This window comes from Paracoccus lutimaris (assembly GCF_003337565.1).
Taxonomy (GTDB): Bacteria; Pseudomonadota; Alphaproteobacteria; order Rhodobacterales; family Rhodobacteraceae; genus Paracoccus; species Paracoccus lutimaris.
On record NZ_QPJL01000020.1, the window covers coordinates 38,966 to 62,639 of the forward strand.

Below are 23,674 nucleotides of genomic sequence, written 5' to 3' on the forward strand. Positions count from 1 at the left end.
CGATATGGCGGATCAGCCCCCGGTTCTGCGCCACCCCGAAAAGGCCCATCGTCCCGACCAGCCCCAGCCCAAGAAGCCGGCCTGGATTCGCGTCAAGGCGCCGACCTCGGAGGGCTACAAGCAGACCCGCGACATCATGCGGGAAAACCGGCTTTCCACCGTCTGCGAAGAGGCGGGCTGCCCTAATGTCGGCGAATGTTGGAGTCAGGGCCACGCCACCATGATGATCATGGGCGAGATCTGCACGCGCGGCTGCACCTTCTGCAATGTCGCGACCGGCCGCCCCGATGCGCTGGACGTGTTCGAGCCGGGCCGCGTCGCCCATGCCGTGGCCAAGCTGGGGCTGAAACATGTCGTCATCACCAGCGTCGACCGCGACGATCTGGACGATGGCGGGGCCGAGCATTTTGCCCAGACCATCCGCGCTATCCGCCACCGCTCGCCGGGATCCACCATCGAGGTGCTGACCCCCGACTTCCTGAAATCGGGTCCCGGCGCGCTGGAGGCCGTGGTCGAGGCGCGCCCCGACGTCTTCAACCACAATCTGGAAACCGTGCCCGGGCTTTACCCGACCGTGCGGCCCGGCGCGCGCTATTTCCATTCGCTGCGCTTGTTGCAGAAGGTCAAGGAACTTGACCCCTCGATGTTCACCAAATCGGGCATCATGGTGGGCCTGGGCGAGGACCGGCAGGGCGTCTTGCAGGTCATGGACGACATGCGCGCCGCCGATATCGATTTCATGACCATCGGCCAGTATCTGCAGCCGACCCCCAAGCACCACCGTGTCGACCGCTTCGTCACCCCCGAAGAGTTCAAGGGCTATGAGAAATCGGCCTATGGCAAGGGCTTCCTGATGGTGTCGGCGACGCCGCTGACGCGCTCCTCGTATCACGCGGGCGATGATTTCGCCCGGCTGCGCGACGCGCGGATGGAGAAGCTGGGCCGGGCATAAGCCCCGCCCGCCCTTCTCCTCATGCAAATATCCTGCGGGGGGGCCGGGGGGCGCAAAGCCCCCCGTCATCGCGGGACGCAATATTGCTGCGGGCCCTTATTGATGTGAGGCCTTGCAAATCCTCGCGCGACATTTTACGCGGATGCTCAGGCCCGAGTGGCGGAATGGTAGACGCAGCGGATTCAAAATCCGCCGCCGCAAGGCATGTCGGTTCGAGTCCGACCTCGGGTACCACCGCAAAATCTGCAAGATCGGATGCGCCTCATTCGGGGCGCCTTTGGCGTTGCGCAACTCTGGCGCAAGGGTCTGATGGCAGAGAGTCCGGGCGGGGCTCGCTGCGTTTCTCTGGATCAGTGCAGGTCCAGCGCGGCCTTGAAGGCGCCGCGATAAAGGTCCGACAGGGCGGCCAGATCGGCGCTGTCGCCACCCAGGGACACGGCCTTGCCGCCGAAGCGTCCGGCTGCCACCACCGGCACGCCAGCGGCCTTGGCTGCATCCATCAGCGCCTTGGCCTGCATGTCCGAACAGGCGACCAGATAGCGGGCCTGATCCTCGCCAAAAAGCTGGCCGATATCGCCGCTGTCCAGCGTCAGGCCCAGACCGGCGCTCTCGGCCATTTCAAAGGCAGCCAGCGCCAGACCGCCATCCGACAGGTCGGTTGCCGCATTCAGCAGCTTGCGATTGGCGCGCAGAAATTCGCCGTTGCGGCGCTCGGCGGCCAGATCGACATGGGGGGCGTCGCCCGCCTCGATGCCAAAGGCTTCGGCGGCCAGTGCAGACTGACCCAGATGGCCTTGCGTTACGCCGATGACCAGCGCGATGTTGCCGTCATTCGGCCGACCGGCGATCAGATCGTCCAGATGGTCGATCAAGCCGACACCGCCGATGGTCGGCGTTGGCAGGATGCCCTTGCCGTCGGTTTCATTGTAAAGCGAGACGTTCCCCGAGACGATGGGAAAGTCCAGCGCCGCGCAGGCTTCGCCGATACCTTTGATCGCACCGACAAGCTGTCCCATGATTTCCGGCTTTTCGGGGTTGCCGAAGTTCAGGTTGTCTGTGGTGGCCAAGGGCCGTGCGCCGCAGGCGGTCAGGTTGCGATAGGCCTCGGCCACGGCCTGCTTGCCGCCCTCATGGGGGTTTGCCTTAACATAGCGGGGCGTCACATCGCTGGTAAAGGCCAGCGCCTTGGTCGTGCCATGTACGCGCACGACGCCAGCCCCCAGACCGGGGCGGCGGATCGTGTCGGCGCCGACCTGCGTGTCATACTGTTCCCAGACCCAGCCCTTATGCGCATAAGACGGGCTGCCGATCAGCGTCTTCAGTGCTGCGATGGGGGTGATGGCGGGTAGGGCGGGCATGGCTGCCGCCGCAGGCGTTTCTACCCAGGGCCGGTCATATTCGGGCGCGCTTGAGGACAGTTTCGACAGCGGCAGATCGGCCTTGACCTCATTGCCATGGATAATCAGGAAACGGTCCTCGGCGATGGTTTCGCCGACAATGGCGAAGTCCAGATCCCATTTTTCAAAGATCGCGCGGGCCTCGGCCTCTTTCTCGGGCTTGAGGACCATCAGCATCCGTTCCTGGGATTCCGACAGCATCATCTCATAAGCGGTCATGTTGGCTTCGCGCTGCGGCACATGATCCAGGGTCAGCCGGATGCCCAGGCCGCCCTTGTCGCCCATCTCGACCGCCGAGCAGGTCAGTCCCGCCGCGCCCATGTCCTGAATGGAAATCACGCTGTCGGTCTGCATCAGCTCAAGACAGGCTTCCAGCAGGCATTTTTCGGTAAAGGGGTCGCCAACCTGCACGGTGGGGCGCTTTTCTTCGATCGTGTCGTCGAATTCGGCCGATGCCATGGTCGCACCGCCGACGCCGTCGCGGCCGGTCTTGGCGCCCAGATAGACCACCGGCATGCCGACACCCGAGGCGGCCGAGTAGAAGATCTTGTCCGCATCCGCCAGCCCAGCGGCAAAGGCGTTCACAAGGCAGTTGCCGTCATAGGATTGGTGAAAGCGCACCTCGCCGCCGACATTCGGGACACCAAAGGCGTTGCCATAAGCACCGATGCCTTCGACCACGCCCTTGACCAGATGTGCGGTCTTGGGGTGTTCGGGGCGACCGAAGGACAGCGCGTCCATGGCGGCGATGGGGCGCGCTCCCATGGTGAAGACATCGCGCAGGATGCCGCCCACGCCGGTCGCGGCGCCTTGATGCGGCTCGATATAGCTGGGGTGGTTGTGGCTTTCCATCTTGAAGACCACGGCCTGACCGTCGCCGATATCGACGACGCCCGCGTTCTCGCCGGGGCCGCAGATCACCTGCGGGCCGGTCGTGGGAAGGGTACGCAGCCATTTCTTCGAGGATTTGTACGAACAATGCTCGTTCCACATGGCCGAGAAGATGCCCAGCTCGGTAAAGCTCGGCTCGCGGCCAATGATCTCAAGGATGCGCTGATATTCGTCGGGCTTGAGCCCATGCGAGGCGATCAGCTCCTCGGTGATCTGCGGTTCGGTCATGCTGGCCCCTTTCCCCGGTATTTCCGGCCTTTTAAGCGGCGGCGGCTGGTTAGGAAAGAGGCGGGCGCGGCCAGAGGCAAAAATGCCTTGGCGCAGGGCAAAAAAAAGCCGGGCATGAAGCCCGGCTCAAGTCCAACAGGGAGGTTGAAGGTTATGAGAGTTTCCTCAAATCATCCCCTTCGCCGTCCCAGATAGGGAGAGTTCCCCAGCGGTTCAAGGATGAACTGCGCATTCGCAGACATGGCCGATATGCGTTCTGCGAATATCTGTGGCAGATGTGCCGCGCATCTGCCGCGCAAGGCGGCATCAGGCGGATTGCGCGGCCGGCTCGTCCTCGGCCTGATGCTTGCGGATGGACTGGATTTCCTCAAGCACGAAGTCGCGGAAGGCGGTGACGCGCCGCGAGGTCCGCAATTCCTCGGGGAAGGCCAGAAAGACCGGCACCTCGCCCGATTCGATATCTGGCAAGACCCGGACAAGATTGGGGAAATCTGCGGTCAGATAGTCCGGCAGCACACCGATGCCGACATGGTTCAGCACGCCTTGCAGCACGCCGAAATAGTTGTTCACCATCAGCGTCGAGGTCATGTTCAGCGCCAAAAGTGCCTGCGACAGCACCGCGCCCGAGCTGACCTGTGGGGTCTGCGGGTTCTGGCAGATCAGCCGATGCGTGGCCATGTCGTCAAAGACGGCCGGCGTTCCTGCCCGCTCAAGATATTCCGGCGTGGCATAAAGCCGCATGCGGATGTTCAGCAGCCGGCGGCGGATCAGGTCCTGCTGGCTGGGTTCCTTCATGCGGATGGCGACGTCTGCCTCGCGCATGGGCAGGTCAAGGATGCGTTCCTCCAGCATCAGGTCGATTTTCAGATCGGGATAGCGCTCGTATAGCTTGGCCAGGCGCGGCACCAGCCACATGCTTCCGAAGCCGGTGGTGGTGGTGACCTTCAACTCGCCAAAGACGTTTTCCTCGCTGTCGCGGATGCGGGCCGAGGTGGTGTCCAGCTTGCGCACCATCTGCGAGGTGGCCTCGAACAGCAGCTCGCCCTGTTCGGTCAGAATCAGCCCGCGGGCATGGCGGTGAAACAGGGTGGTGCCAAGCGAATCCTCCAGCGCGCGGATCTGGCGGCTGACCGCCGATTGCGACAGGTGCAACACGTCGCCGGCATGGGTCAGGCTGCCCGCATCGGCAACGGCATGAAATATTCTTAGCTTGTCCCAGTCCATAATATTGCTTTCTTGCGGTATCAGCTATGCAATTTGCGCAACCCTTATCATAGCTGCCCCAGCAAACAAATCAGGAAAAATACGCAGAAAATCCTTTATCGGTCAGGATCACTGACCTATAATGAGGGGGAAACAGCCATCAAGCTAGGGAGAGCCAGATGAGCGTCCAGGAATTTTCTCTCGCCGATCGTTTTGACCTGTCGAAACGCCATGTGCTCTTGAACGGCACGCAGGCGCTGGTGCGGCTGATGCTGATGCAGGCTGCGCGCGACAAGGCGGCGGGTCTGAACACGGCCGGCTTTGTCACCGGCTATCGTGGCTCGCCTCTGGGCGGGGTCGATCTGCAGATGATGAAGTCGAAAAAGGAACTGACGGTAGCCAATGTCCTGTTCCAGCCGGGCCTGAACGAGGATCTGGCAGCGACCTCGATCTGGGGTACCCAGCAGGCCGAGCTGCGCGGCGAGGGGAAATATGACGGCGTCTATGGGCTGTGGTATGGCAAGGGGCCGGGGGTGGATCGCACCGGCGACGTGATGCGCCATGCCAATATGGCCGGCTCCTCGCGCCATGGCGGCGTGGTCATGGCCATGGGTGACGACCATACCGGCGAAAGCTCGACCGTGCTGCACCAGTCCGACTGGGCGATGGTCGATGCCTATATTCCGGTGCTGTCGCCGGCGGGCGTGCAGGAAATTCTGGATTTCGGCCTTTACGGTTTCGCGCTGTCGCGTTTCGCGGGTGTCTGGACCGGGCTGAAGACCATGAAGGACACGGTCGAGGCGACCAGCGTCGTCGATGGCGACCCGTCGCGGCTGAATTTCGTCCTGCCGAATTTCGCCATGCCCGAGGGCGGGCTGAACATCCGCCTGCGCGACACCCCCGTCGCGCAAGAGGCGCGGATGATCGACTATAAGCGTTTCGCCGCCGAGGCATTCGCCCGCGCCAACAAGATCGACCGCGTGGTCTGGGGCAAGCCCGGCGCCCGCATCGGCTTTGTCGCCGCCGGCAAGAACTGGCTGGATCTGGTCCATGCCATGGCGCTTTTGGGCATTGACGAGGCCGAGGCCGACCGGCTGGGGATCTCGACCTACAAGGTCGGGCAGACCTGGCCCATGGACATGAAATCCTTTCAGGAATGGTCTGAAAACCTTGAGGTTATCGTCGTCGTCGAGGAAAAGCGCAAACTGATCGAGGTGCAGGTCAAGGAGGCGATCTTTGACAACCGCCACGGCCGCCGGGTGCTGGGTTGGAAGCATGACCGCACCGGCGAGGAACTGTTCCCGACCCGCTATGCGCTGGACCCGGTGGTCATCGCGCAAAAGCTGGGCGGCATCCTGATCGAGGAGGGCCGCGGCACCGAGGGCATCAAGGCCGGTCTTGACCGCCTGATCGAGGTGCGCCGCAACGACAACGCGCCCGAGATTGCCGTCAGAACCCCTTGGTTCTGCTCGGGTTGTCCGCATAACAGCTCGACCCGTCTGCCCGAGGGCTCGCGCGCCTATGCCGGGATCGGCTGCCATTACATGGTGCAGTGGATGGGCCGCGACACCGAGGGCTTCACCCATATGGGCGGCGAGGGCGTGAATTGGGTCGGCGAGGCCCCGTTCAGCAAAAGAAATCATGTTTTCCAAAATCTTGGGGATGGAACCTATAATCATTCTGGGTCTTTGGCGATCCGCGCCGCCATGGCTGCGGGCACCAATATCACCTACAAGATCCTGTTCAACGATGCCGTCGCCATGACCGGCGGCCAGCCGAACGAAGGGGGCCTGACCGCGCCGCAGATCGTGCGCGAATTGCAGGCCATGGGCGTCAAGCCGGTGATCGCCGTCTATGACGAGAAAGAGGAAATCGACCGCAGCCAGTTCCCCTCGGATCTGCGCTTCGAGGAGCGTGCCTCGATGCTGGCGGTGCAAAAGGAACTGGGGGACGTCTCTGGCGTCAGCGCCATCGTCTATATCCAGACCTGCGCCGCCGAAAAGCGCCGCCGCCGCAAGCGCGGCAAGTTCCCCGACCCGGATCGCCGCGTCTGGATCAACCCCGAGGTCTGCGAAGGCTGCGGCGATTGCGGGGTGCAGTCGAACTGCGTCTCGATCGTGCCCAAGGATACCGAACTGGGCCGCAAGCGCGCCATCGACCAGTCCAGTTGCAACAAGGATTACAGCTGCGTCAAAGGCTTCTGCCCCAGTTTTGTCTCAGTCCGGGGGGCGAAACTGCGCAGGCCCAAGGCGGCGGCCCTGGACCTGCCGGCGATGCCCGCGCCCACGCTGCCCGTCATTCAGGGCACACATAACGTCGTCATCACCGGTGTCGGCGGCACCGGCGTCGTGACCATCGGTGCGGTGCTGGCGCAGGCCGCCCATATCGACGGCAAGGGCGCTGGCATGATGGAAATGGCGGGCCTCGCGCAAAAGGGTGGCGCTGTCCATATCCACCTGCGTCTGGCTGATGCGCCCGAGGAAATCAGCGCCATTCGCGTCGCCGTGGGAGAGGCGGATTGCATCATCGGCGGCGATCTGGTGGTCAGCGGCGGCGCCAAGACCATCGGGCTGATGACCAAGGGCCGGACCGGCGCCGTGGTCAATGATCATGAGATCGTGACCGGCGACTTCACCCGGCTGCGCGATTTCCAGGTGCCCTCGGACCGGTTGCGGCTGTCGCTTGAGGCCCGGCTGGGTAATGACAAGGTCGCGTTTTTCGATGCCTCGACGCTGGCGCTGCGGCTGCTGGGGGACTCGATCTATTCCAACATGCTGGTCCTGGGCGCAGCCTGGCAGCAGGGTCTGTTGCCGCTGACCGAGGACGCGATTCTGCAAGCGATCGAGATCAATGGCGCCAAGTTCGCGGAAAACCAGCGCGCTTTCCAGATCGGCCGCTGGGCGATGCTGCATGCAGATGCCGCGACCGAGGTGATCCGGGGGACCGAAACCGAGGAAGCGCAGGTCGATCCGGTCGAATACCGCGCTGCGCGTCTGGTCGAATATCAGGATCAGGCGCTGGCGGACCGTTTCCGCAAGCTGGTGGCGATGGCGCCTGCCGATCTGCAGGACAGCGTCGCCAAGGGCTATTACAAGCTTCTGGCCTATAAGGACGAATACGAGGTCGCGCGGCTGCATCTGAGCACCGCCGCGCAGGTCGCCGAAGAGTTCGAGGATGGCGGCAAGATCTCGTTCCACCTGGCGCCGCCGATCCTGCCCGGGCGCGATCCGGACGGGCGGCCGCTGAAGCGCGAATTCGGCGCCTGGGTGATGCCGGTCTTTCGTCTGCTGGCCAGGATGAAGGGGCTGCGTGGCACGGCGCTGGATCCCTTTGGCTGGCTGGCCGAGCGCCGCGCCGAACGCGCCGCCATCGCAGAGTACGAGACCGACCTGCGCGAGGTCCTGCCGTTGACGACCCCCGCCACGCTGGGGCTGATCCGCGAGTTGGCCGAACTGCCCTTGTCGGTGCGCGGCTATGGCACGGTCAAGGAGGCCTCGGCGCATGATGCAGCCACCCGCCGCGTTGCACTGCTGGAGGCGATCCGGCAGGGCGGCTCGCCGATGGCGCAGGCGGCTGAGTAAGGGAAAGCGCGTGACATAAGTCATGGTGTTTGCCTGCGCCGCGCCCTAAACAAGGCGCGTCGCGAGCAGGAGGCTAGTCATGGCAGTGGGCGTATTCGATTCGGGTCTGGGCGGTCTGACGGTCCTTGACGCCGTGGCCCGCCGACAGCCCGATCTGCCGCTGGTCTATCTGGGCGACAACAAGCACACGCCCTATGGCGTGCGCGACGCCGAGGACATCTTCAACCTGACCTGCGCGGGTGTCGAGCGGCTTTGGGCTGAAGGCTGCGATCTGGTCATTCTGGCCTGCAACACTGCCTCGGCTGCTGCGCTGAAACGCATGCAGGAAACCTGGCTGCCGGCCGACAAGCGCGTGCTGGGCGTCTTTGTCCCGATGATCGAGGCGCTGACCGAACGCCGCTGGGGCGACAATTCCCCTCCGCGCGAGGTTGCGGTCAAGCATGTGGCGCTGTTTGCGACCCCTGCCACCGTGGCCAGCCGCGCCTTTCAGCGCGAACTGGCCTTTCGCGCCATCGGCGTCGATGTCGAGGCGCAGCCCTGCGGCGGCGTCGTCGACGCGATCGAGCAGGGCGACGAGATCCTGGCCGAGGCGCTGGTCGCCAGCCATGTCGAGGCGCTTTTGCGCCGCATGCCCCATCCCGAGGCCGCCATTCTGGGCTGCACCCATTACCCGCTGGTTCAGGACGCCTTCCAGAAGGCGCTGGGGCCAAAGGTCAGGGTCTATTCCCAGCCGATGCTGGTTGCCGAAAGCCTTGACGATTACCTTAAACGCCACCCCGAGATGCTGGGCACGGGCACCGGCACGCGGTTCCTGACCACGGGCGATCCCGCCCGCGTCTCGGGCAAGGCCACGCAATTCCTGCGCCAACCGATCCGCTTTGAAAGCGCGGGGAGCTGAAGGACAAACCGAATGAAATCGCTGAAGAAAAAGCGCCGCATCCAGATCATCATTGCCGCTGCCGTGGCGCTGGTGCTGGCCGTGGGGCTGATCGGCTATGGGTTCCGTGACGGGATCAACCTGTATCGCTCGCCCAGCCAGATGACCGAAAATCCCCCGGCCCTTGGCGAGGTGTTCCGCCTTGGCGGGCTGGTCGAGACCGGCACCTTGCAGCGCGGCGCCAGCGAGACCGTCAGCTTCAAGGTGACCGATGGCGGCGCCTCGGTCCCGGTGCGCTTTACCGGCGTGCTGCCGGATCTTTTTGCCGAGGGGCAGGGCATGATCGGCACCGGCGCCATGGAGGGCGACACCTTTGTCGCGACCGAGATCCTGGCCAAGCATGACGAGAATTACATGCCGCGCGAGGTCATCGACTCGTTGAAGGAACAAGGGGTCTATGAGGATCCGAACTCCTGAGCCGGACTTCGCCGCCGCGACATGGATATTTGGATGAAGAAGAAAGGGCCTGCCGTGCAACGCACGATGGGTCAACGCGCGCAACGCGCGATGGGTTAACGAAAGGTTAACCGGATCGGTCCAGCCTTTATCCCATTCACAGTGGGGGCTGGGATGAAGACGGTAGAGCAGATCGCGACCGAGATCGTCGCGCGTGAGGGGGGCTACGTCAACGACCCCGACGATCCGGGCGGGGCTACGAATTTCGGCGTCACGCTGGCCACTCTGCAGCGGCTGGGCATCGACAAGACCGGTGACGGGCGGGTCGATATCCGCGATGTCAGGGGGCTGACCCGCGCCGATGCCGAGCGCATTTTTGTCGAACATTATTTCCGCAAGCCGCGTCTGGCGGAACTGCCGGCCTCGGTTCAGGCGTCGGTTTTCGACATGTATGTCAATGCCGGCAGCAATGCGGTGAAGATCTTGCAAAAACTGGTCACGCGCATGGGCTTTCCGGCGGTTGCGGATGGCGTGCTGGGCGCGCGCACGATCCTGGCCGCCCGTCAGGCGGATGCGGCGGCGCCGGGCTATTTCGGCGATGCCTACGGGATTGCGCGGCGCAACTATTACTATGCGCTGGCCGATGGCCGGCCCGCCAGCCGCAAATTCGCCCGCAGCCAGTCGGGGGCCAAGGGCGGCTGGATCACCCGGGCCGAGGAGTTCATCTCGGCCAAGTATCATCTGACTTTGGCGGAACATCAGGCGAGGGTGGCGAAATGGGGGTGATGGATCGTTTTCTGGGCGCCGGGGCCGCGGTCACCAGCGTCGCCAATGCCGCGACCGGCGTGGCCGAGGTGTTTCGCGAAAACACCACCCGCCGGATGGAGCTGGACGAAGAGGCCTATGCCCGCGCCATGGCCCAGCTTTCGGCGGAATTCGCGGCCAGCCCGCGCGGCTGGTTCGACGCGCTGGTGAACGGGCTGAACCGGCTGCCGCGTCCGGTGCTGACGCTGGGGACGGTGGGCCTTTTCGTCTATGCCATGGTCGAGCCCGAGGGCTTTGGCCTGCGGATGGAGAACCTGAACCTTGTCCCCGAGCCGCTCTGGTGGCTTTTGGGCGCGATCATCAGCTTTTATTTCGGCGCGCGCGAGGCGCATTATTTTCGCAGCCGTCCCATCATTCCGGCGGCGCCGAGGAAGGCCCAGACGGCTGTCGAGGCAGCGGCTGGAATGGCGGGCGAGGTGGCCGTCGCCGCACCTTTGACGCAAGCCGCGCCCGAGGGCGACAGTTTTGCCGACAATGCCGCCTTGCGCGACTGGGCGGCGGCACAAGCGGCGGGCTAGGGCGGCCGGATAGCGATGCTGTGACAATATGGCGGGCGCGGGGGGCTGGTTCGCACCCCGCGCCGGCGTTATTCTGCGGGCAGCCACCCTGGGAGGAAGCCCATGAACGCCGAAATCGGCCATTTTGCCCTGATCCTCGCCTTTGCGGTGGCGATTTTTCAGATGGTCGTGCCCATGATCGGGGCCCAGAAAGGCTGGAGCGGCTGGATCGATTCCGCCCGTCCGGCCGCGCTTGCGCAATTCGGACTGATCGCGATTTCCTTCGTGGCGCTGACCATGGCTTTTGTCAGCTCGGATTTCTCGGTCCGGCTGGTCTATGAGAATTCTCATACCGCCAAGCCCTTGATCTATAAGATCTCGGGCGTCTGGGGCAACCATGAGGGCTCGATGCTGCTCTGGGTGCTGATCCTTGCGCTGTTCGGGGCGGCGGCGGCGGTCTTTGACGCGAACCTGCCGCCCAGCCTGCGGGCGCGGGTGCTGGGGGTGCAGGCCTCGGTCGGGGCGGCGTTTCTGGGCTTCATCCTGTTCACCTCGAACCCGTTTCTGCGGCTGGACAATCCGCCCTTTGACGGGCGCGACCTGAACCCGCTGTTGCAGGACCCCGGTTTGGCCTTTCATCCGCCGTTCCTGTATCTGGGCTATGTCGGTCTTTCGATGGCCTTCAGCTTTGCCGTCGCCGCCCTGATTGAGGGGCGCGTGGATGCGGCGTGGGCGCGCTGGGTCAGGCCCTGGACGCTGGCGGCCTGGGTATTCCTGACCATCGGCATCGCGCTGGGGTCGTGGTGGGCCTATTACGAACTGGGCTGGGGCGGCTTCTGGTTCTGGGACCCGGTGGAAAACGCCAGCTTCATGCCCTGGCTGGTCGCCGCCGCCCTGCTGCATTCCGCCATCGTCGTCGAAAAGCGCGAGGTGCTGAAAAGCTGGACCATCCTGCTGGCGATCATGGCCTTTGGTTTCTCGCTGATCGGCACCTTCATCGTGCGTTCGGGGATCATCACCTCGGTCCACAGCTTTGCCAATGACCCCGAGCGGGGCGTCTTCATTCTGGCCATTCTGGCGTTTTTTGTCGGTGGCGCGCTGCTGCTTTTCACCTTCCGTGCCGGCTCGATGCAGGCCAAGGGCGTCTTTGCCCCGGTCTCGCGCGAAGGCGCGTTGGTTCTGAACAATATCCTCTTGGCGGTCGCGGCCTTTGTCGTCTTCATCGGCACGGTCTGGCCGCTGATTGCGGAACTGGCCTGGGACCGCAAGCTGTCGGTCGGCACGCCGTTCTTTGAAAAGGCATTCACACCCTTCATGGTGGCGCTGGCGATCGTCCTGCCCTTGGGCGCGATCCTGCCCTGGAAACGCGGCAAGCTGATGCGCGCGTTGAGGCCGCTGCGGGGCGCGCTGGCCTTTGCCGGTGCGGTCATGGTGCTGGTCTTTGCGGTCTCGACCGGGCGGTCGGGGCTGGCGGTGATTGGCGCCGGGCTGGGCAGCTGGCTGATCGCCGGCGCGGCGACCGATCTGTGGCTGCGCACCGGGAAATCCGGCCTGTCGCGACTGCTGCGCCTGCCGCGCGCCGATTGGGGCAAGGCGATTGCCCATGGCGGGCTGGGCGTGACCTTTATCGGGATCAGCCTCTTGATGGCCTGGCAGGTCGAGGATATCCGCGTCGCCCGTCTGGGCGAAAGCTTCACCGTCGGCAGCTATCAGATCACCCTGGAAGGGATCGAGGAACGGCCCGGCCCGAACTACGATTCGATCTTTGCCACCATGACGGTTGCCCGCAATGGCAAGCAGGTCGCCCAGCTTTACCCCGAAAAGCGGGTCTATCCGGTGCAGGCCATGCCCACGACCGAGGCCGCGATCCAGAATGGCATCTTCCGCGACATCTATCTGGTGATCGGGGACGAGCAGCAGAATGGCGGCTGGGCGGTGCGCAGCTATATCAAGCCTTTCGCCAACTGGATCTGGCTGGGCTGCGCGCTGATGGCGCTTGGCGGTTTCGTCAGCCTGTCCGACCGGCGCTATCGCGTGGCGGCTGGCGCGCGCCGGACCGCGGCCGCGCCGCAACCGGCGGAGTAAGCGATGCGCGCCCTGATCCTGATCCTGTCGCTGTTCCTTGCCCTGCCGGCCCTGGCCGTCCAGCCCGATGAGGTGCTGGACGACCCCGCGCTTGAGACGCGGGCGCGCGAGATCTCCAAGATCCTGCGCTGTCCGGTCTGTCAGGGCGAGACCATCGACGAATCGAACGCCCCGATCAGCCGCGACCTGCGGCTTTACCTGCGCGAGCGTCTGGTCGCCGGCGACAGCGATGCCGAGGTGGTTGAGGCGGTGACCGAGCGTTTCGGCGAGTATGTCCTGTTCGAGCCGCCGGCGCGCGGGGCGAACTGGCTGCTCTATCTGGCCGGGCCGCTGGCGGCGCTTTTGGCGCTGTTCGCGGGCTGGCGCTTCATCCGCTCGCGCGATCTGGCCGAGGATCGCCCCGCCGCGCTGAGCGATGAGGAAAAGGCCCGGCTTGAGCGGATCATGCGCGACTGAAATCAGTCCGGAATGACGCGAGGTCGGGCTTTCGCCGCCCCCCGCGCTTGGGCAGGATGACCCAAAGCAATGGGGGGATGGATGGGTTTCCAGACGATCGACGTGTCGCATCAGGACGGGATTTCGCGCATCGCGCTGAACCGGCCCGAGGTGATGAATGCACTGAACAGCGCCATGCGGGCCGAGATCGCGGCGGCGATGACCGACCTGCCGCAGACCACGCGCTGCGTGGTGCTGACCGGGAGCGGGCGGGCCTTCTGTTCGGGGCAGGACCTGACCGATGCCGGGGCCGGGCTGAATGTCGAACGCACGCTTCGCGAGGAATATGAGCCGATGCTGGCCGCGATCCATGATGCGCCGGTGCCGGTCATCGCCGCCGTCAACGGCGTCGCGGCGGGGGCGGGGGCCAATCTGGCGCTGGCCGCCGATGTGGTCATCGCCGCGGAAAGCGCAAGTTTCGTGCAGGCCTTCAGCCGCATCGGCCTGATCCCGGATGCGGGCGGCACCCATATCATCCCGCGCGCCGTGGGCATGGCCCGCGCCATGGGGATGATGCTCTTCGCCGACCGCGTCCCCGCCGCCAAGGCCGCCGAATGGGGCCTGATCTGGGAAGCCGTCCCCGATGCCGAGTTCGAGGCCGTCGTGGGCGCACGCGCAAAATGGCTGGCCGAGGGGCCGACCGCCGCCTTCATGGCGATCCGCGAGGCGCTGCGGGCGTCAGATGGCAATGACATGGCCGCGCAATTGCAGGTCGAGGCGCGCCTGCAAGGCCGCATGGGCGCGACCCGCGATTTCGCCGAAGGGGTCGCGGCCTTTTTGCAAAAGCGCGCGCCGCAGTTTCAGGGCCGCTAGGCCCGCGCCGCGTCAGTCGATGCGCGCAAAGCGCGGATTGGCGTCGCGATTGTCGAAAAACGGCACCGAGGCGGGCTGCACCAGCGGCCCGTCCCCCGCCGCGCGGATCAGCGCGGCAAGTTCCGCCAGCACCACCTCGGTGATGAAGGGCAGGTCCAGCGCCCGGGCCTCGGTCAGCGGCACCCAATGCAGATGCGAAAGCTCGTCACAGGCATTCGAGAAATCATGCCGGTCGCCATGCAGCATCTCGGCATCCAGAAGCAGGAAGCGTGCATCAAAGCGCCGCGTCCGCCCCGGGGGCGTGATGGCGCGGAACATGTAGATCAGCGCCGAGGCATCGGGCGCGAGCCCGGCTTCGGCATAATGGTCCCAGCCCTGCGGCGCGGGGCCGGGCGAGCCGGTCAGCAGCCCCGTTTCCTCGGCCAACTCGCGCAGCGCGGCGGCGGCCAGCGCATCGGGCGTGGCCTTCGATCCGGCGCGCGGCTCGGCCGCAAGCCGCGTCATGGTCAGCGCGTCCGGGGGCTGCGACAGGCGGATGGCGGCGTCCTCGGGATCGACGGCGCCGCCAGGAAAGACGTATTTCGAGGCCATGAAGGCCGCAGCCGCCCCCCGCTGCCCCATCAGGACCGAGGCACCCGCCGGCGCCGTCCGGTCGAGCACGATCACGGTCGCGGCATCGCGGATCGGCGGGGCATGCGGGGCGGGGGCTGCGGGCTGGTTCACGAGGCGCGGATCCCGGTCCGGGTCGGGGCCGCATCGCCAAAGCCATGCATGCGGCGCGCCCATTGAAAGCCGATGAAGGCACCCTTGATGCGCGGCAGCAAAAGCAGCGACAGCACCACCGCGCCCAGGCTGAAGCCCAGAAGCATCGACATGGCCGAGGGGCGGTACATCATGTAGATGGCCAAGAGCAGCGGCGCCCCCAGATGCGAAACCAGCAGGATGGTCATATAGGCCGGGCCGTCATCGGCGCGGTGATGGTGCAGTTCCTCGCCGCAATTGGCGCAATGGTCGTTCACGGTCAGATAGCCGGTAAACAGCTTGCCCTTGCCGCAAGCCGGGCAGCGTCCAAGCGCGCCGCGCCACATAGCCTGCTTGACCTGCCGTTCCGACGGCAGGGTTTCACCCTGATGCTGGGACATTCGCGCATTCCTTTTCTGTTCGCCTTTCATCTAGGAGAGACGGGGGGCGATGAAAAGCATCGCACCCGCAGCCATTCTGCCCGCGTGCCTGCGACAAAGCAACGCAGCCCGTGCAGGGATGACGCTTAGGCGGCGACGCTTTGCGGAGCCATGACGATGCGGTTGCGCCCCGAGGATTTCGCCGCCAGCAGCGCGTGATCGGCGCTGGCCAGCAGCGCGTCGGGATTGGGCCTGCGCAGGCCGGGCGCACCGCCCGCCATCACCGCGAGTCCGGCCGAGATGGTGACGCTCAACTCGTCCCGGCCGCAGCCCGGCGGCAGCCGCACCGGGGTCATGGCGACTGCGCGGCGCATGTCCTCGGCCAGGCGCAGGGCGCTGTGGGCGGGACAATCGGGCAGGATGGCCAGGAACTCCTCGCCGCCGATGCGCGCCAGCAGCGCGTCCTCGGGCAGGCTCGCGGCCATGCGGGCGGCGATCTCGTTCAGGACGGCATCGCCCGCGGCATGGCCATGCAGGTCGTTCACCTGCTTGAAGCGGTCCAGATCCAGCACCATCACCGCCAGATCGCGGTTCAGCTCGGCCGCCTCGGCGGTCAGCTCGCCCAGACGGGGCAGGGCAAAGCGGCGATTGTGCAGCCCGGTCAGCGGGTCGGTCATCGCCAGCCGGATATTGCGCTGGGTTTCATGCCGGCGGCGGTCGGCCTCGTGCTTGCGGGCAAGCTGCGCGTCCAGCCGGATTGCGGCTTCGGGCGCGGCGGCGGGCGCGGCCAGATTCCAGGGCAGCACATCGCCCGCACCCAGATCCAGCGCCACCGGGATCATGTCGGCGCGTTCGGGGCGCAGCGCGATGACAAAGGCCGACTCGCGCGAGAAGGGGCGTGAACGCAGCTCGGACAAAAGCCGCAGCCCGTCGCCCGATTGCTGGATATCGGCGGCGATCAGGTAAAGATCGGGCGCATGTCCGGCGGCGGCATCGGCCAGCGCCCGTTCCGGCTCGCTGACGCTGATGCGGAACCCCACGCGGTCCTGCAGGGCATGGCGCCAGCCAAGCGCCGTCGCCGGCTGATTGCCGACAAAGACGGCGCTGGGGCGCAGATCGCGCGCAAAGCCCGCGCTTTCCTCGGCAAGACCAGGCTGGGGCGCGTGTTCAAAAGCCTCGCCCTCGTGGCGCAGCAGGCCGCGGATGCGCGCCAGCAGCGTCAGATCGTCGCCGCCGGGATCCAGCAGCGCCGAGGCCCCGGCGCGCAGCGCCATCACCCGCTCGGCGCCACGCGCCTCGATCAGGATCGGCAGGTCGGCACCCGCCGGCTGGGCGCGGAACTCGGCGCAAAGCGCGGGCCCGGTCATGTCAGCCAGGCTGCCGCCGATCAGCACCATCTGCGGATGGGTCAACCGCGCGATTCGAAGCGCCTCTTGCCCGGACGCGGCCATGACCACCTCATAGCACGCGGATCTGAGCCGCACCTTAATGGTGATGCGATTGGTTGGCACCCCGTCCACGACAAGAATGCGTCCTACCATGTGATTGCCCGCTTTACACCCAGCCTGATCCTTCGCATCTTGCGGCAGAATGGTTAATAATTCCTTTCCGGGCGTTCACAAAGCCGTAACCTCTGGAAAGAAAATGGAAATGCGATGACACCGGGTGAGGCGCGCGACATAGCCGATACGGGCTTTGCCCATATCGCGGCGGATACGGATCTGGTCAGCGCATTGCTGGCGCAATCGGGCAGCGATGTGGCGGGCCTGCGTGCCATGGCGGCACGGCCGGAATTCGCGGTTTTCGTGCTGGATTTCCTGCTGGAGCAGGATCAGCGCGTGCTGGATTTCGCCGCCTCGGCCGGCGTCCGGCCCGAGCGCGTGCAGATGGCGCGCGCGGTTTTGGGCGGGGGCGACCCCTGGTAGGGGCCGCCCATTTTCTTACGCCACTTCGGCGAAGACCTTGTCCAGCGCCTTTTCCAGCTTCTCGAACATCTCGTCCATCTGGGCTTCGGTCAGGATGAAGGGCGGGCACAGCACCACCGACTGACCCAGAGGCCGGCAGATCAGCCCCATACCGGTGCAGGCATTGGCGATGCGCTCGCTGACCGAAAGCGTGCCCTCGAAGGGCGTTTTCGTGGCCTTGTCGCGCACGGCCTCCAGCGCCCACATGAAGCCGATGCCGCGATATTCGCCGATATTCGGCTTTTGCGCGAGGCGCTTCAGCCCCGCCTCAAAGCGCGGCGCAAGGCGGTTGACGTTGTCGGCCAGCCCCTCGTTCATTACCACGTCGATGGCCTTCAGCGCGATGGCACAGCCGACCGGATGCCCCGAGGCGGTAAAGCCGTGCGGGAATTCCTCGATCGCCTCGACGGCGGCATCGACGCGTTTGGCCAGCGCCTCGCCAAGGATCACCGCCCCCATCGGGAAGAACCCGGCGGTCAGGTTTTTCGAGGAAATGATCGCGTCCGGCATATAGTCATAGGTCTGGCAGCCCCAGGTCTGGCCGGTGCGTCCGAAACCGCAGATCACCTCGTCCGAGATCATCGGGATGTCGTGCTTGCGCAAGATCGGCAGGATGGCCTGGAAATAGCCCTTGGCCGGGGGGATGACCCCGCCCGCGCCCATCACCGGCTCGGCGAAGAAGCCGGCAATGGTATCGGCGCCTTCGCGGGCGATGGTGTCTTCAAGCTCGCGCGCGAGGCGCTGGACGAACTGCTCTTCGGTTTCGTCCTTTTCGCCAAAGCGCCAGTAATGCGGACAGGTCAGGTGCAGGAAGCCGGGCAAGGGCAGGCCAAAGACCGAGTTATAGGGCTTGCCGGTCATGCTGGCCGAAACGGCGGTCACGCCGTGATAGGCGTTCCAGCGCGTCAGGATCTTGCGCTTTTGCGGCTTGCCCTCCTGCGCGTGCAGGAACCACAGCATCTTGACCATGGTGTCATTCGCCTCGGAGCCCGAATTGGTGTAAAACACCTTGCCCGAGGAAAACGGCGAGACCTCGACCAGCTTTTCCGACAGCATCACCGTCTGGTCCGACATGCGGCCAAAGAAGGCATGATAGCCGGGAAAGCGCGCATATTGCGCCTGCGCTGCCTCGATCAGGCCCTTGTGGTCAAAGCCCGCGACCATGTTCCACAGGCCGGAATTGGCGTCCAGATAGCGGCGGCCGTGGACATCAATGACATAGGGGCCTTCGCCATGGGTCAGGACCACCGTGCCGCGTTGGTGGACCGAGGGCATGTCGGTGAATCCGTAAAGGGAATATTCCTCGGCGCGGGCTTCCCAGCTTTGGGGTTGGTTCATGTCGGTGGCCTCCATATCCGGCTTTGCCGCGCAGGCTATCGGGGCGGGGGCGTGCGTTCAATGGGCGTCCTGCGGCGGGCTGGCAGACTGCCCGGACAGCCGGGCGGCAACCGGCGCTTTGCTCAAGAGGCAAGACGTTTTTCCCGGTTGTGCCGGGGCGGGGCAGGCGGCCAGACTGGACGTGTTGCTATGTATATGGTGTGCCATGCGTCATCTGTTGCTTGCCGCGATGCTGCTGATGCCGGTGCCGGCTCTGGCCGAGGGGCTGGCGATCCTGCCGGTGAAGCTGCTGGATACCTCGCATGAGGCGCAGGACCAGCGCGGCGATCATGCCCGGCGGCTGGAGCTGATGGCCGGGGTGCTGGCGCAGGAGATGCCGGGCCGGCTGGTCGCGCCCGAGACCATCGCCAGCGCCTGCCAGCGCCAAAGCGCCGATTGTCTGGTGGCGATGCTGCGCGATCAGGGCGCAGATCGGGGGCTGTTCATCGTCGTGCAGAAATCCAGCACGCTGATCCTGCAAGCATTCGCCAGCCTTGTTGACGTGCCCAGCGGCCAGCTGATCCTGCACAAGGAGCTGAGCTTTCGCGGCGATAATGACGAAGCCTGGCGCCGCGCCGGGCATTTCATGGCCGGTCAGCTGCGCGAGGGCGATTGAGATACCACCAGCCCGATCTCGCGCAGCGCTGCCTCGATCCCGGTAGGGGTAGTGATGCGCGTTTCGGCCACCAGCGCGTCGAATTTCACCCGCAGCGCCGCCTTTTCCTCGCCCCGGCAATCGTTCCATGGCCGGCCTTGCAGCGCCATCTGCAACACGTAATAGCCGATGAAATGCGGTCGTTCCCCGGCCAGCAGCAGGGCGCGATAGGCCTCATGCGCGCCCCTGCGGCGCAGGGTCTCGGCGTCGGGAATGCCGGCCGCGATCAGGCTTTGGGCGGTGGCGGGGCCGATATTTTGGATATCGGTCAGGTCGGTGGTCATGGGTCGCGTTCCGGGTTGCCGGTCATGCGTCCGATCATGGGCGTTTCACGCGGCCGCGCCAAGGGGCGCTGCGATTCCGGGCCAGGATATGATATGGTTTCCGGATGCGCTGCCACAGGGATGCCCGTGCTGCCAAGCGCCGCAATTCGAGCTGAATCCATGTCTATCCATATGATATAAAAACCGGTTTTTCGCGGGCCATGGGGCGCGCTGATCCCGGGCATCAGAATGTAAACAAGTCACCAAGGAGGTAATGAGATGGCACTGCCGACCGACCAGAACGGGGATGGCAAGATCAGCAACATGACCATCGTCTCGCATATCGACGATGACCTGCTGTTCATGAACCCCGATATCCGCGACGCCATTGAATCCGGCGCCGAACATACCACGGTCTATATCACCGCAGGCGATGCCGGGCGTGATGACGCCTATTGGCTGGGCCGCGAAGCCGGCGCCAGGGCGGCCTATGCCGACATGGCCGGCAGCAGCGACTGGATCGAGGAAACCGTGACGCTGAGCGGCGGCGGCAGCAGCTTCCAGATCACCACCGCCTATCTGGCCAGCCAGCCGCAGGTCAGGCTGTATTTCCTGCGCGTCCCCGATGGCGGCAATGGCAACGGGTTCGCCGCTCAGGGCTATGAGAGCCTGCAAAAGCTGTGGCGGGGCGAGCTTGACACGGTCGGCAGCACGGACGGGCAGAACACCTATAGCCGGCTGGATCTGGTGCGCGTGATCGAGGCGCTGATCAGCCGTCACGGCGCCGACCGGGTGATGATGCAGGATCACGAAACGGAATACATGAGCCAGGACCATTCGGATCATGTCCATGCCTCGCTTTTTGCCGGGACGGCGGCGTCGCTGGCGATGGCGGATGCCGAGGGCTATGTCGGATATGGCACGCGCTGGCTGCCGGCCAATGTCAGCCCGGAAGATGTCGCCCTGTCGCGCGAAACGCTGTTTGAATATGTCGTCCACGATGCCGTTCTGGACATGGGCACGGATGCCGAGGGCAATCCGATCATCTCGTCGCTTTATGAAAACTGGCTGAACCGGCAGTATTACACCGATGATTTCCAGTACACGCCCCCCGATACCTGGGCGCGCGACCGCAACATGCGCGCATTGGGGGACGTGAACGGGGATGGCGTGGCCGATCTGGCGGGGTTCAGCGATTTCGGAGTCGAAGTCATGGCCTCGCGCGACGAGGGATTTCGTGCCGAGACGCGCTGGCTGAGCGATTTTTCATACCAGAATGGCGGCTGGCGGCTGGCCCAGCACGAACGTGTCCTGGCCGACGTGAATGGCGACGGGCGCGAGGATGTGGTCGGCTTTGGCGGCTCGGCGGTGCTGGTGGGACTGTCCACTGGTTCAGGCTTTCAGGGGGTCGCGGCCTGGTCGCGGAACTATGCCAGCGATACCGGCTGGAACGCGCTGCGCCATGAGCGCACGGCGGCGGATGTGAACGGCGACGGCCGCGCCGATCTGGTGGCCTTTGGCGAATATGGGGTCAGCGTTTCGCTGTCGAACGGCACCGGCTTTGGTGCCGCGCAGACATGGGCCAGCGGTTACGCCTATCAAAGCGGCGGCTGGCGGGTCGCGCGCCATGAACGCCTGCTGGCCGATGTGAATGGTGATGGCCGCGACGATATCGTCGGCTTTGGCTATGCGGGGGTGCAGGTCTCGCTGTCCACGGGCACGGGCTTTCAATACGTGGGGCGGTGGACCCTCGATTTCGGCGAGACAGCCGGCTGGCGGGTCGACACGCATGAGCGCGCCATGGGCGATGTGAACGGCGACGGTCGGGCCGATATTGTCGGCTTTGGCTCGGGTGGTGTTCTGGTCGCGCTTTCGACCGGCACCGGCTTTGCCACCGCGGTACTGTGGTCCAGCGATTTTTGCAGCGATTCCGGCTGGAATGCCGCGCAACATGACCGGATGCTGGCTGATGTGAATGGCGACGGCTTGGACGATATCGTCGCCTGGGGCGCGGACGGGCTTGAGATCGCCCTGTCCGACGGTGACAGCTTTTACGCCGTCGATCCCGACCTGTTCTATGTGACCGGCGGCGATTCCGGCGATCCGTTGCAATTCGTCTGACACCGGCCTTTGGCTGGCGTGGGCGGCGATCCGCTTTCCAAGGACGGCGCTTTCCTGTATCAGCGCCCCATTCCCAAGGATTGCCGCCCATGACCGACCATTCCGCAGCGCCCAAGAAGCTGTTCATCAAGACCTATGGCTGCCAGATGAACGTCTATGACAGCCAGCGCATGGCCGAGGCCATGGGGTCCGAGGGCTATGTCCTGACGGAAAATCAGGCCGAGGCGGACATGGTGCTGCTGAACACCTGCCATATCCGCGAAAAAGCCGCCGAAAAGCTCTATTCCGACCTTGGCCGGCTGAAGCCCCTCAAGGCCGAGCGTCCCGATCTGAAGATCGGCGTCGCCGGCTGCGTGGCCCAGGCCGAGGGCGAGGAGATCCAGCGCCGCATGCCCCTGGTCGATCTGGTCGTCGGCCCGCAGGCCTATCACCGCCTGCCCGCCATGGTGCGCGCAGGCGGCGGCGTCGATACCGAATTCCCCACTGAGGACAAGTTCGAGCACCTGCCGAAAGCCGCCGCCACCCGCCGCGCGCCGGCGGCATTTCTGACCGTGCAGGAAGGCTGCGACAAGTTCTGCGCCTTTTGCGTCGTGCCCTATACGCGCGGCGCCGAGGTCTCGCGCCCGGCATCGCGCATCCTGTCCGAGGCCCGCGATCTGGTCTCGCGCGGGGTGCGCGAGATCACGCTTCTGGGCCAGAACGTCAACGGCTGGCATGGCGAGGCCCCGCAGGGCGGCGAATGGGGCTTTGGCCGCCTGATCCGCGCCATTGCCGAGATCGACGGGCTGGACCGCATCCGCTATACGACCAGCCACCCCAACGACATGGCCGATGACCTGATCGACGCCCATCGCGATGAGCCCAAGCTGATGCCCTATCTGCATCTGCCGGTGCAATCGGGCAGCAACCGCATCCTGAAGGCCATGAACCGCAAGCACACGGTCGCCGAATATCTGCGCCTGATCGAGCGCATCCGCGAGGCGCGGCCCGATATCCTGCTGACCAGTGATTTCATCGTCGGCTTCCCCGGCGAAACCGATCAGGACCATGCCGACACGCTGGACCTCGTGCGGCGCGTGGGTTTTGGCACGGCCTTCAGCTTCAAGTATTCGCCGCGTCCGGGGACGCCCGCCTATGACCGGCCGCTGATCGATGATGCGGTGGCCGATGCGCGCCTGCAGGAACTTCAGGCGCTGCTGAGCGCCCAGCAAAAGGCCGCGCAGGAAAGCATGGTCGGGCGCGAACTGAGCGTGCTTTTCGAAAAGCCGGGCCGGCTTGAGGGGCAGATGGTGGGCAAGTCCGACTATCTGCACGCGGTTTTCGTCGCGGCGCCCCAGGCGCGTGTCGGCGATCTGGTCCGCGTCCGCATCACCCACAGCGCCCCGAATTCGCTGGCCGGCGAGCTGCTGGCCGCCTGAGCGCAGGGACATTGCCGATGCGCCGTGCCCTGCCCCAAGGGGGCGCGGACGCGGCATGTTTCGCGGTCAGGTCGCTGAATAGCCACTATCGACTGGCAGCGGCGCGCCATTGACGTCTCGCGCGGCCCGAGAGATCAGACCCGCGCCTTCAACCAAGAGATCGATGTACCCACGCCCCTCGGGTCGGGAGATATCACGGAATTCGACCTGACCATTGCCGATAGGGGCGCAATGAGTTGATGGCGCTGGATGGCATTGCCGTCCGGTTCCAGCGGTCGCCGCCACAATTGTTCAGCCGCAGCTATAATGCCAGTTACAAGAATCTCAGTCTTGAGCCGCCATAGCGCTGCGGGCTGAAGCTGGCGACGCGGCGGGCGTTCTTGAGTTTGTTGAAGCAGCGCTCTACGGCCACACGCAGCTTGCGGGACTTGCGCATCGGGATGACCGGTACGACG

General features: G+C 65.1%; 20 protein-coding genes, 1 tRNA gene and 1 pseudogene. 14 read left to right on the forward strand and 8 right to left on the reverse strand.

All coding sequences use genetic code 11. From position 1 onward, the window contains the following. Positions 1-4 precede the first annotated feature (4 nt). Both lipA and DFP89_RS15310 read left to right on the forward strand, forming a co-directional pair. The gene (gene lipA / locus DFP89_RS15305) at positions 5-952 is read left to right on the forward strand and encodes a lipoyl synthase (protein WP_114350263.1); all 948 of its coding nucleotides are present in this window, start codon (positions 5-7) and stop codon (positions 950-952) included. A 150-nt stretch (positions 953-1,102) separates the two neighbouring features. Continuing rightward, positions 1,103-1,186, forward strand: a tRNA-Leu gene (locus DFP89_RS15310). A 116-nt stretch (positions 1,187-1,302) separates the two neighbouring features. Here the strand turns inward: DFP89_RS15310 and purL are convergent. After that, a complete protein-coding gene (purL, locus tag DFP89_RS15315; protein WP_114350264.1) occupies positions 1,303-3,468 on the reverse strand; it encodes a phosphoribosylformylglycinamidine synthase subunit PurL in 2,166 nt (721 codons plus the stop codon). 306 nt (positions 3,469-3,774) lie between these two features. Further along, positions 3,775-4,692: a LysR family transcriptional regulator gene (locus DFP89_RS15320; RefSeq protein WP_114350265.1), complete on the reverse strand. Its 918-nt coding sequence runs from the start codon at positions 4,690-4,692 to the stop codon at positions 3,775-3,777. Positions 4,693-4,850: 158 nt separating this feature from the next. Here DFP89_RS15320 and DFP89_RS15325 point away from each other — a divergent pair, with 158 nt between their 5' ends. The 8 genes from DFP89_RS15325 to DFP89_RS15360 all read left to right on the forward strand — a co-directional run bounded on the left by DFP89_RS15325 (position 4,851) and on the right by DFP89_RS15360 (position 14,300). Continuing rightward, entirely contained in the window at positions 4,851-8,252 is a 3,402-nt protein-coding gene (locus DFP89_RS15325) for an indolepyruvate ferredoxin oxidoreductase family protein (RefSeq protein WP_114350266.1), read from the forward strand. Between the two features lie 79 nt (positions 8,253-8,331). Continuing rightward, on the forward strand, positions 8,332-9,150 hold the full coding sequence (locus DFP89_RS15330) for a glutamate racemase (RefSeq protein WP_114350267.1): 819 nt from the start codon (positions 8,332-8,334) through the stop codon (positions 9,148-9,150). Positions 9,151-9,162: 12 nt separating this feature from the next. Continuing rightward, positions 9,163-9,606 (forward strand): cytochrome c maturation protein CcmE, encoded by a 444-nt coding sequence (gene ccmE, locus DFP89_RS15335; protein ID WP_114350268.1) that lies wholly within the window; start codon positions 9,163-9,165, stop codon positions 9,604-9,606. A 153-nt stretch (positions 9,607-9,759) separates the two neighbouring features. After that, entirely contained in the window at positions 9,760-10,371 is a 612-nt protein-coding gene (locus DFP89_RS15340; RefSeq protein WP_114350269.1) for a holin-associated N-acetylmuramidase, read from the forward strand. Further along, a complete protein-coding gene (locus tag DFP89_RS15345; protein WP_114350283.1) occupies positions 10,371-10,928 on the forward strand; it encodes a holin family protein in 558 nt (185 codons plus the stop codon). The genes DFP89_RS15340 and DFP89_RS15345 overlap by 1 nt, the downstream gene beginning before the upstream one ends. Before the next feature lie 102 nt (positions 10,929-11,030). Then, on the forward strand, positions 11,031-12,992 hold the full coding sequence (locus DFP89_RS15350) for a heme lyase CcmF/NrfE family subunit (RefSeq protein ID WP_114350270.1): 1,962 nt from the start codon (positions 11,031-11,033) through the stop codon (positions 12,990-12,992). A gap of 3 nt (positions 12,993-12,995) precedes the next feature. Next, complete coding sequence (locus DFP89_RS15355; RefSeq protein ID WP_114350271.1) at positions 12,996-13,448, forward strand: cytochrome c-type biogenesis protein; 453 nt, start codon at positions 12,996-12,998, stop codon at positions 13,446-13,448. Positions 13,449-13,529: 81 nt separating this feature from the next. Further along, a complete protein-coding gene (locus DFP89_RS15360) occupies positions 13,530-14,300 on the forward strand; it encodes an enoyl-CoA hydratase-related protein (protein ID WP_114350272.1) in 771 nt (256 codons plus the stop codon). A 12-nt stretch (positions 14,301-14,312) separates the two neighbouring features. Here DFP89_RS15360 and DFP89_RS15365 read toward each other — a convergent pair whose 3' ends face one another. The 3 genes from DFP89_RS15365 to DFP89_RS15375 all read right to left on the reverse strand — a co-directional run bounded on the left by DFP89_RS15365 (position 14,313) and on the right by DFP89_RS15375 (position 16,962). Further along, positions 14,313-15,023 (reverse strand): NUDIX hydrolase, encoded by a 711-nt coding sequence (locus DFP89_RS15365; protein ID WP_114350273.1) that lies wholly within the window; start codon positions 15,021-15,023, stop codon positions 14,313-14,315. Further along, the gene (locus DFP89_RS15370) at positions 15,020-15,442 is read right to left on the reverse strand and encodes a DUF983 domain-containing protein (RefSeq protein ID WP_114350274.1); all 423 of its coding nucleotides are present in this window, start codon (positions 15,440-15,442) and stop codon (positions 15,020-15,022) included. Before DFP89_RS15370 ends, DFP89_RS15365 begins: the two co-directional genes overlap by 4 nt. A 125-nt stretch (positions 15,443-15,567) precedes the next feature. Beyond that, on the reverse strand, positions 15,568-16,962 hold the full coding sequence (locus DFP89_RS15375; protein ID WP_114350275.1) for a diguanylate cyclase: 1,395 nt from the start codon (positions 16,960-16,962) through the stop codon (positions 15,568-15,570). 114 nt (positions 16,963-17,076) lie between these two features. Here DFP89_RS15375 and DFP89_RS15380 point away from each other — a divergent pair, with 114 nt between their 5' ends. Next, positions 17,077-17,346, forward strand: a complete 270-nt coding sequence (locus tag DFP89_RS15380; RefSeq protein WP_114350276.1) for a DUF3572 domain-containing protein — start codon at positions 17,077-17,079, stop codon at positions 17,344-17,346. A 15-nt stretch (positions 17,347-17,361) separates the two neighbouring features. Here the strand turns inward: DFP89_RS15380 and DFP89_RS15385 are convergent, their stop codons facing one another. Continuing rightward, positions 17,362-18,723, reverse strand: a complete 1,362-nt coding sequence (locus tag DFP89_RS15385) for an aminotransferase (protein WP_114350284.1) — start codon at positions 18,721-18,723, stop codon at positions 17,362-17,364. 205 nt (positions 18,724-18,928) lie between these two features. Here DFP89_RS15385 and DFP89_RS15390 point away from each other — a divergent pair, with 205 nt between their 5' ends. Then, positions 18,929-19,378 (forward strand): DUF2380 domain-containing protein, encoded by a 450-nt coding sequence (locus tag DFP89_RS15390; RefSeq protein WP_181870359.1) that lies wholly within the window; start codon positions 18,929-18,931, stop codon positions 19,376-19,378. Here the strand turns inward: DFP89_RS15390 and DFP89_RS15395 are convergent. Beyond that, a complete protein-coding gene (locus DFP89_RS15395) occupies positions 19,357-19,701 on the reverse strand; it encodes a TfoX/Sxy family protein (RefSeq protein WP_114350278.1) in 345 nt (114 codons plus the stop codon). The two genes, DFP89_RS15390 and DFP89_RS15395, sit on opposite strands and share 22 nt — an antisense overlap. A gap of 258 nt (positions 19,702-19,959) precedes the next feature. On the opposite strand from DFP89_RS15395, the gene DFP89_RS15400 reads away from it, so the two are divergent. Further along, a complete protein-coding gene (locus DFP89_RS15400; protein ID WP_114350279.1) occupies positions 19,960-21,801 on the forward strand; it encodes an FG-GAP-like repeat-containing protein in 1,842 nt (613 codons plus the stop codon). Between the two features lie 89 nt (positions 21,802-21,890). Then, complete coding sequence (gene miaB, locus DFP89_RS15405; RefSeq protein ID WP_114350280.1) at positions 21,891-23,219, forward strand: tRNA (N6-isopentenyl adenosine(37)-C2)-methylthiotransferase MiaB; 1,329 nt, start codon at positions 21,891-21,893, stop codon at positions 23,217-23,219. A gap of 358 nt (positions 23,220-23,577) precedes the next feature. On the opposite strand, the pseudogene DFP89_RS20835 reads toward miaB, so the two are convergent. Continuing rightward, positions 23,578-23,674: pseudogene (locus DFP89_RS20835) on the reverse strand (IS5/IS1182 family transposase); the annotation flags it as partial.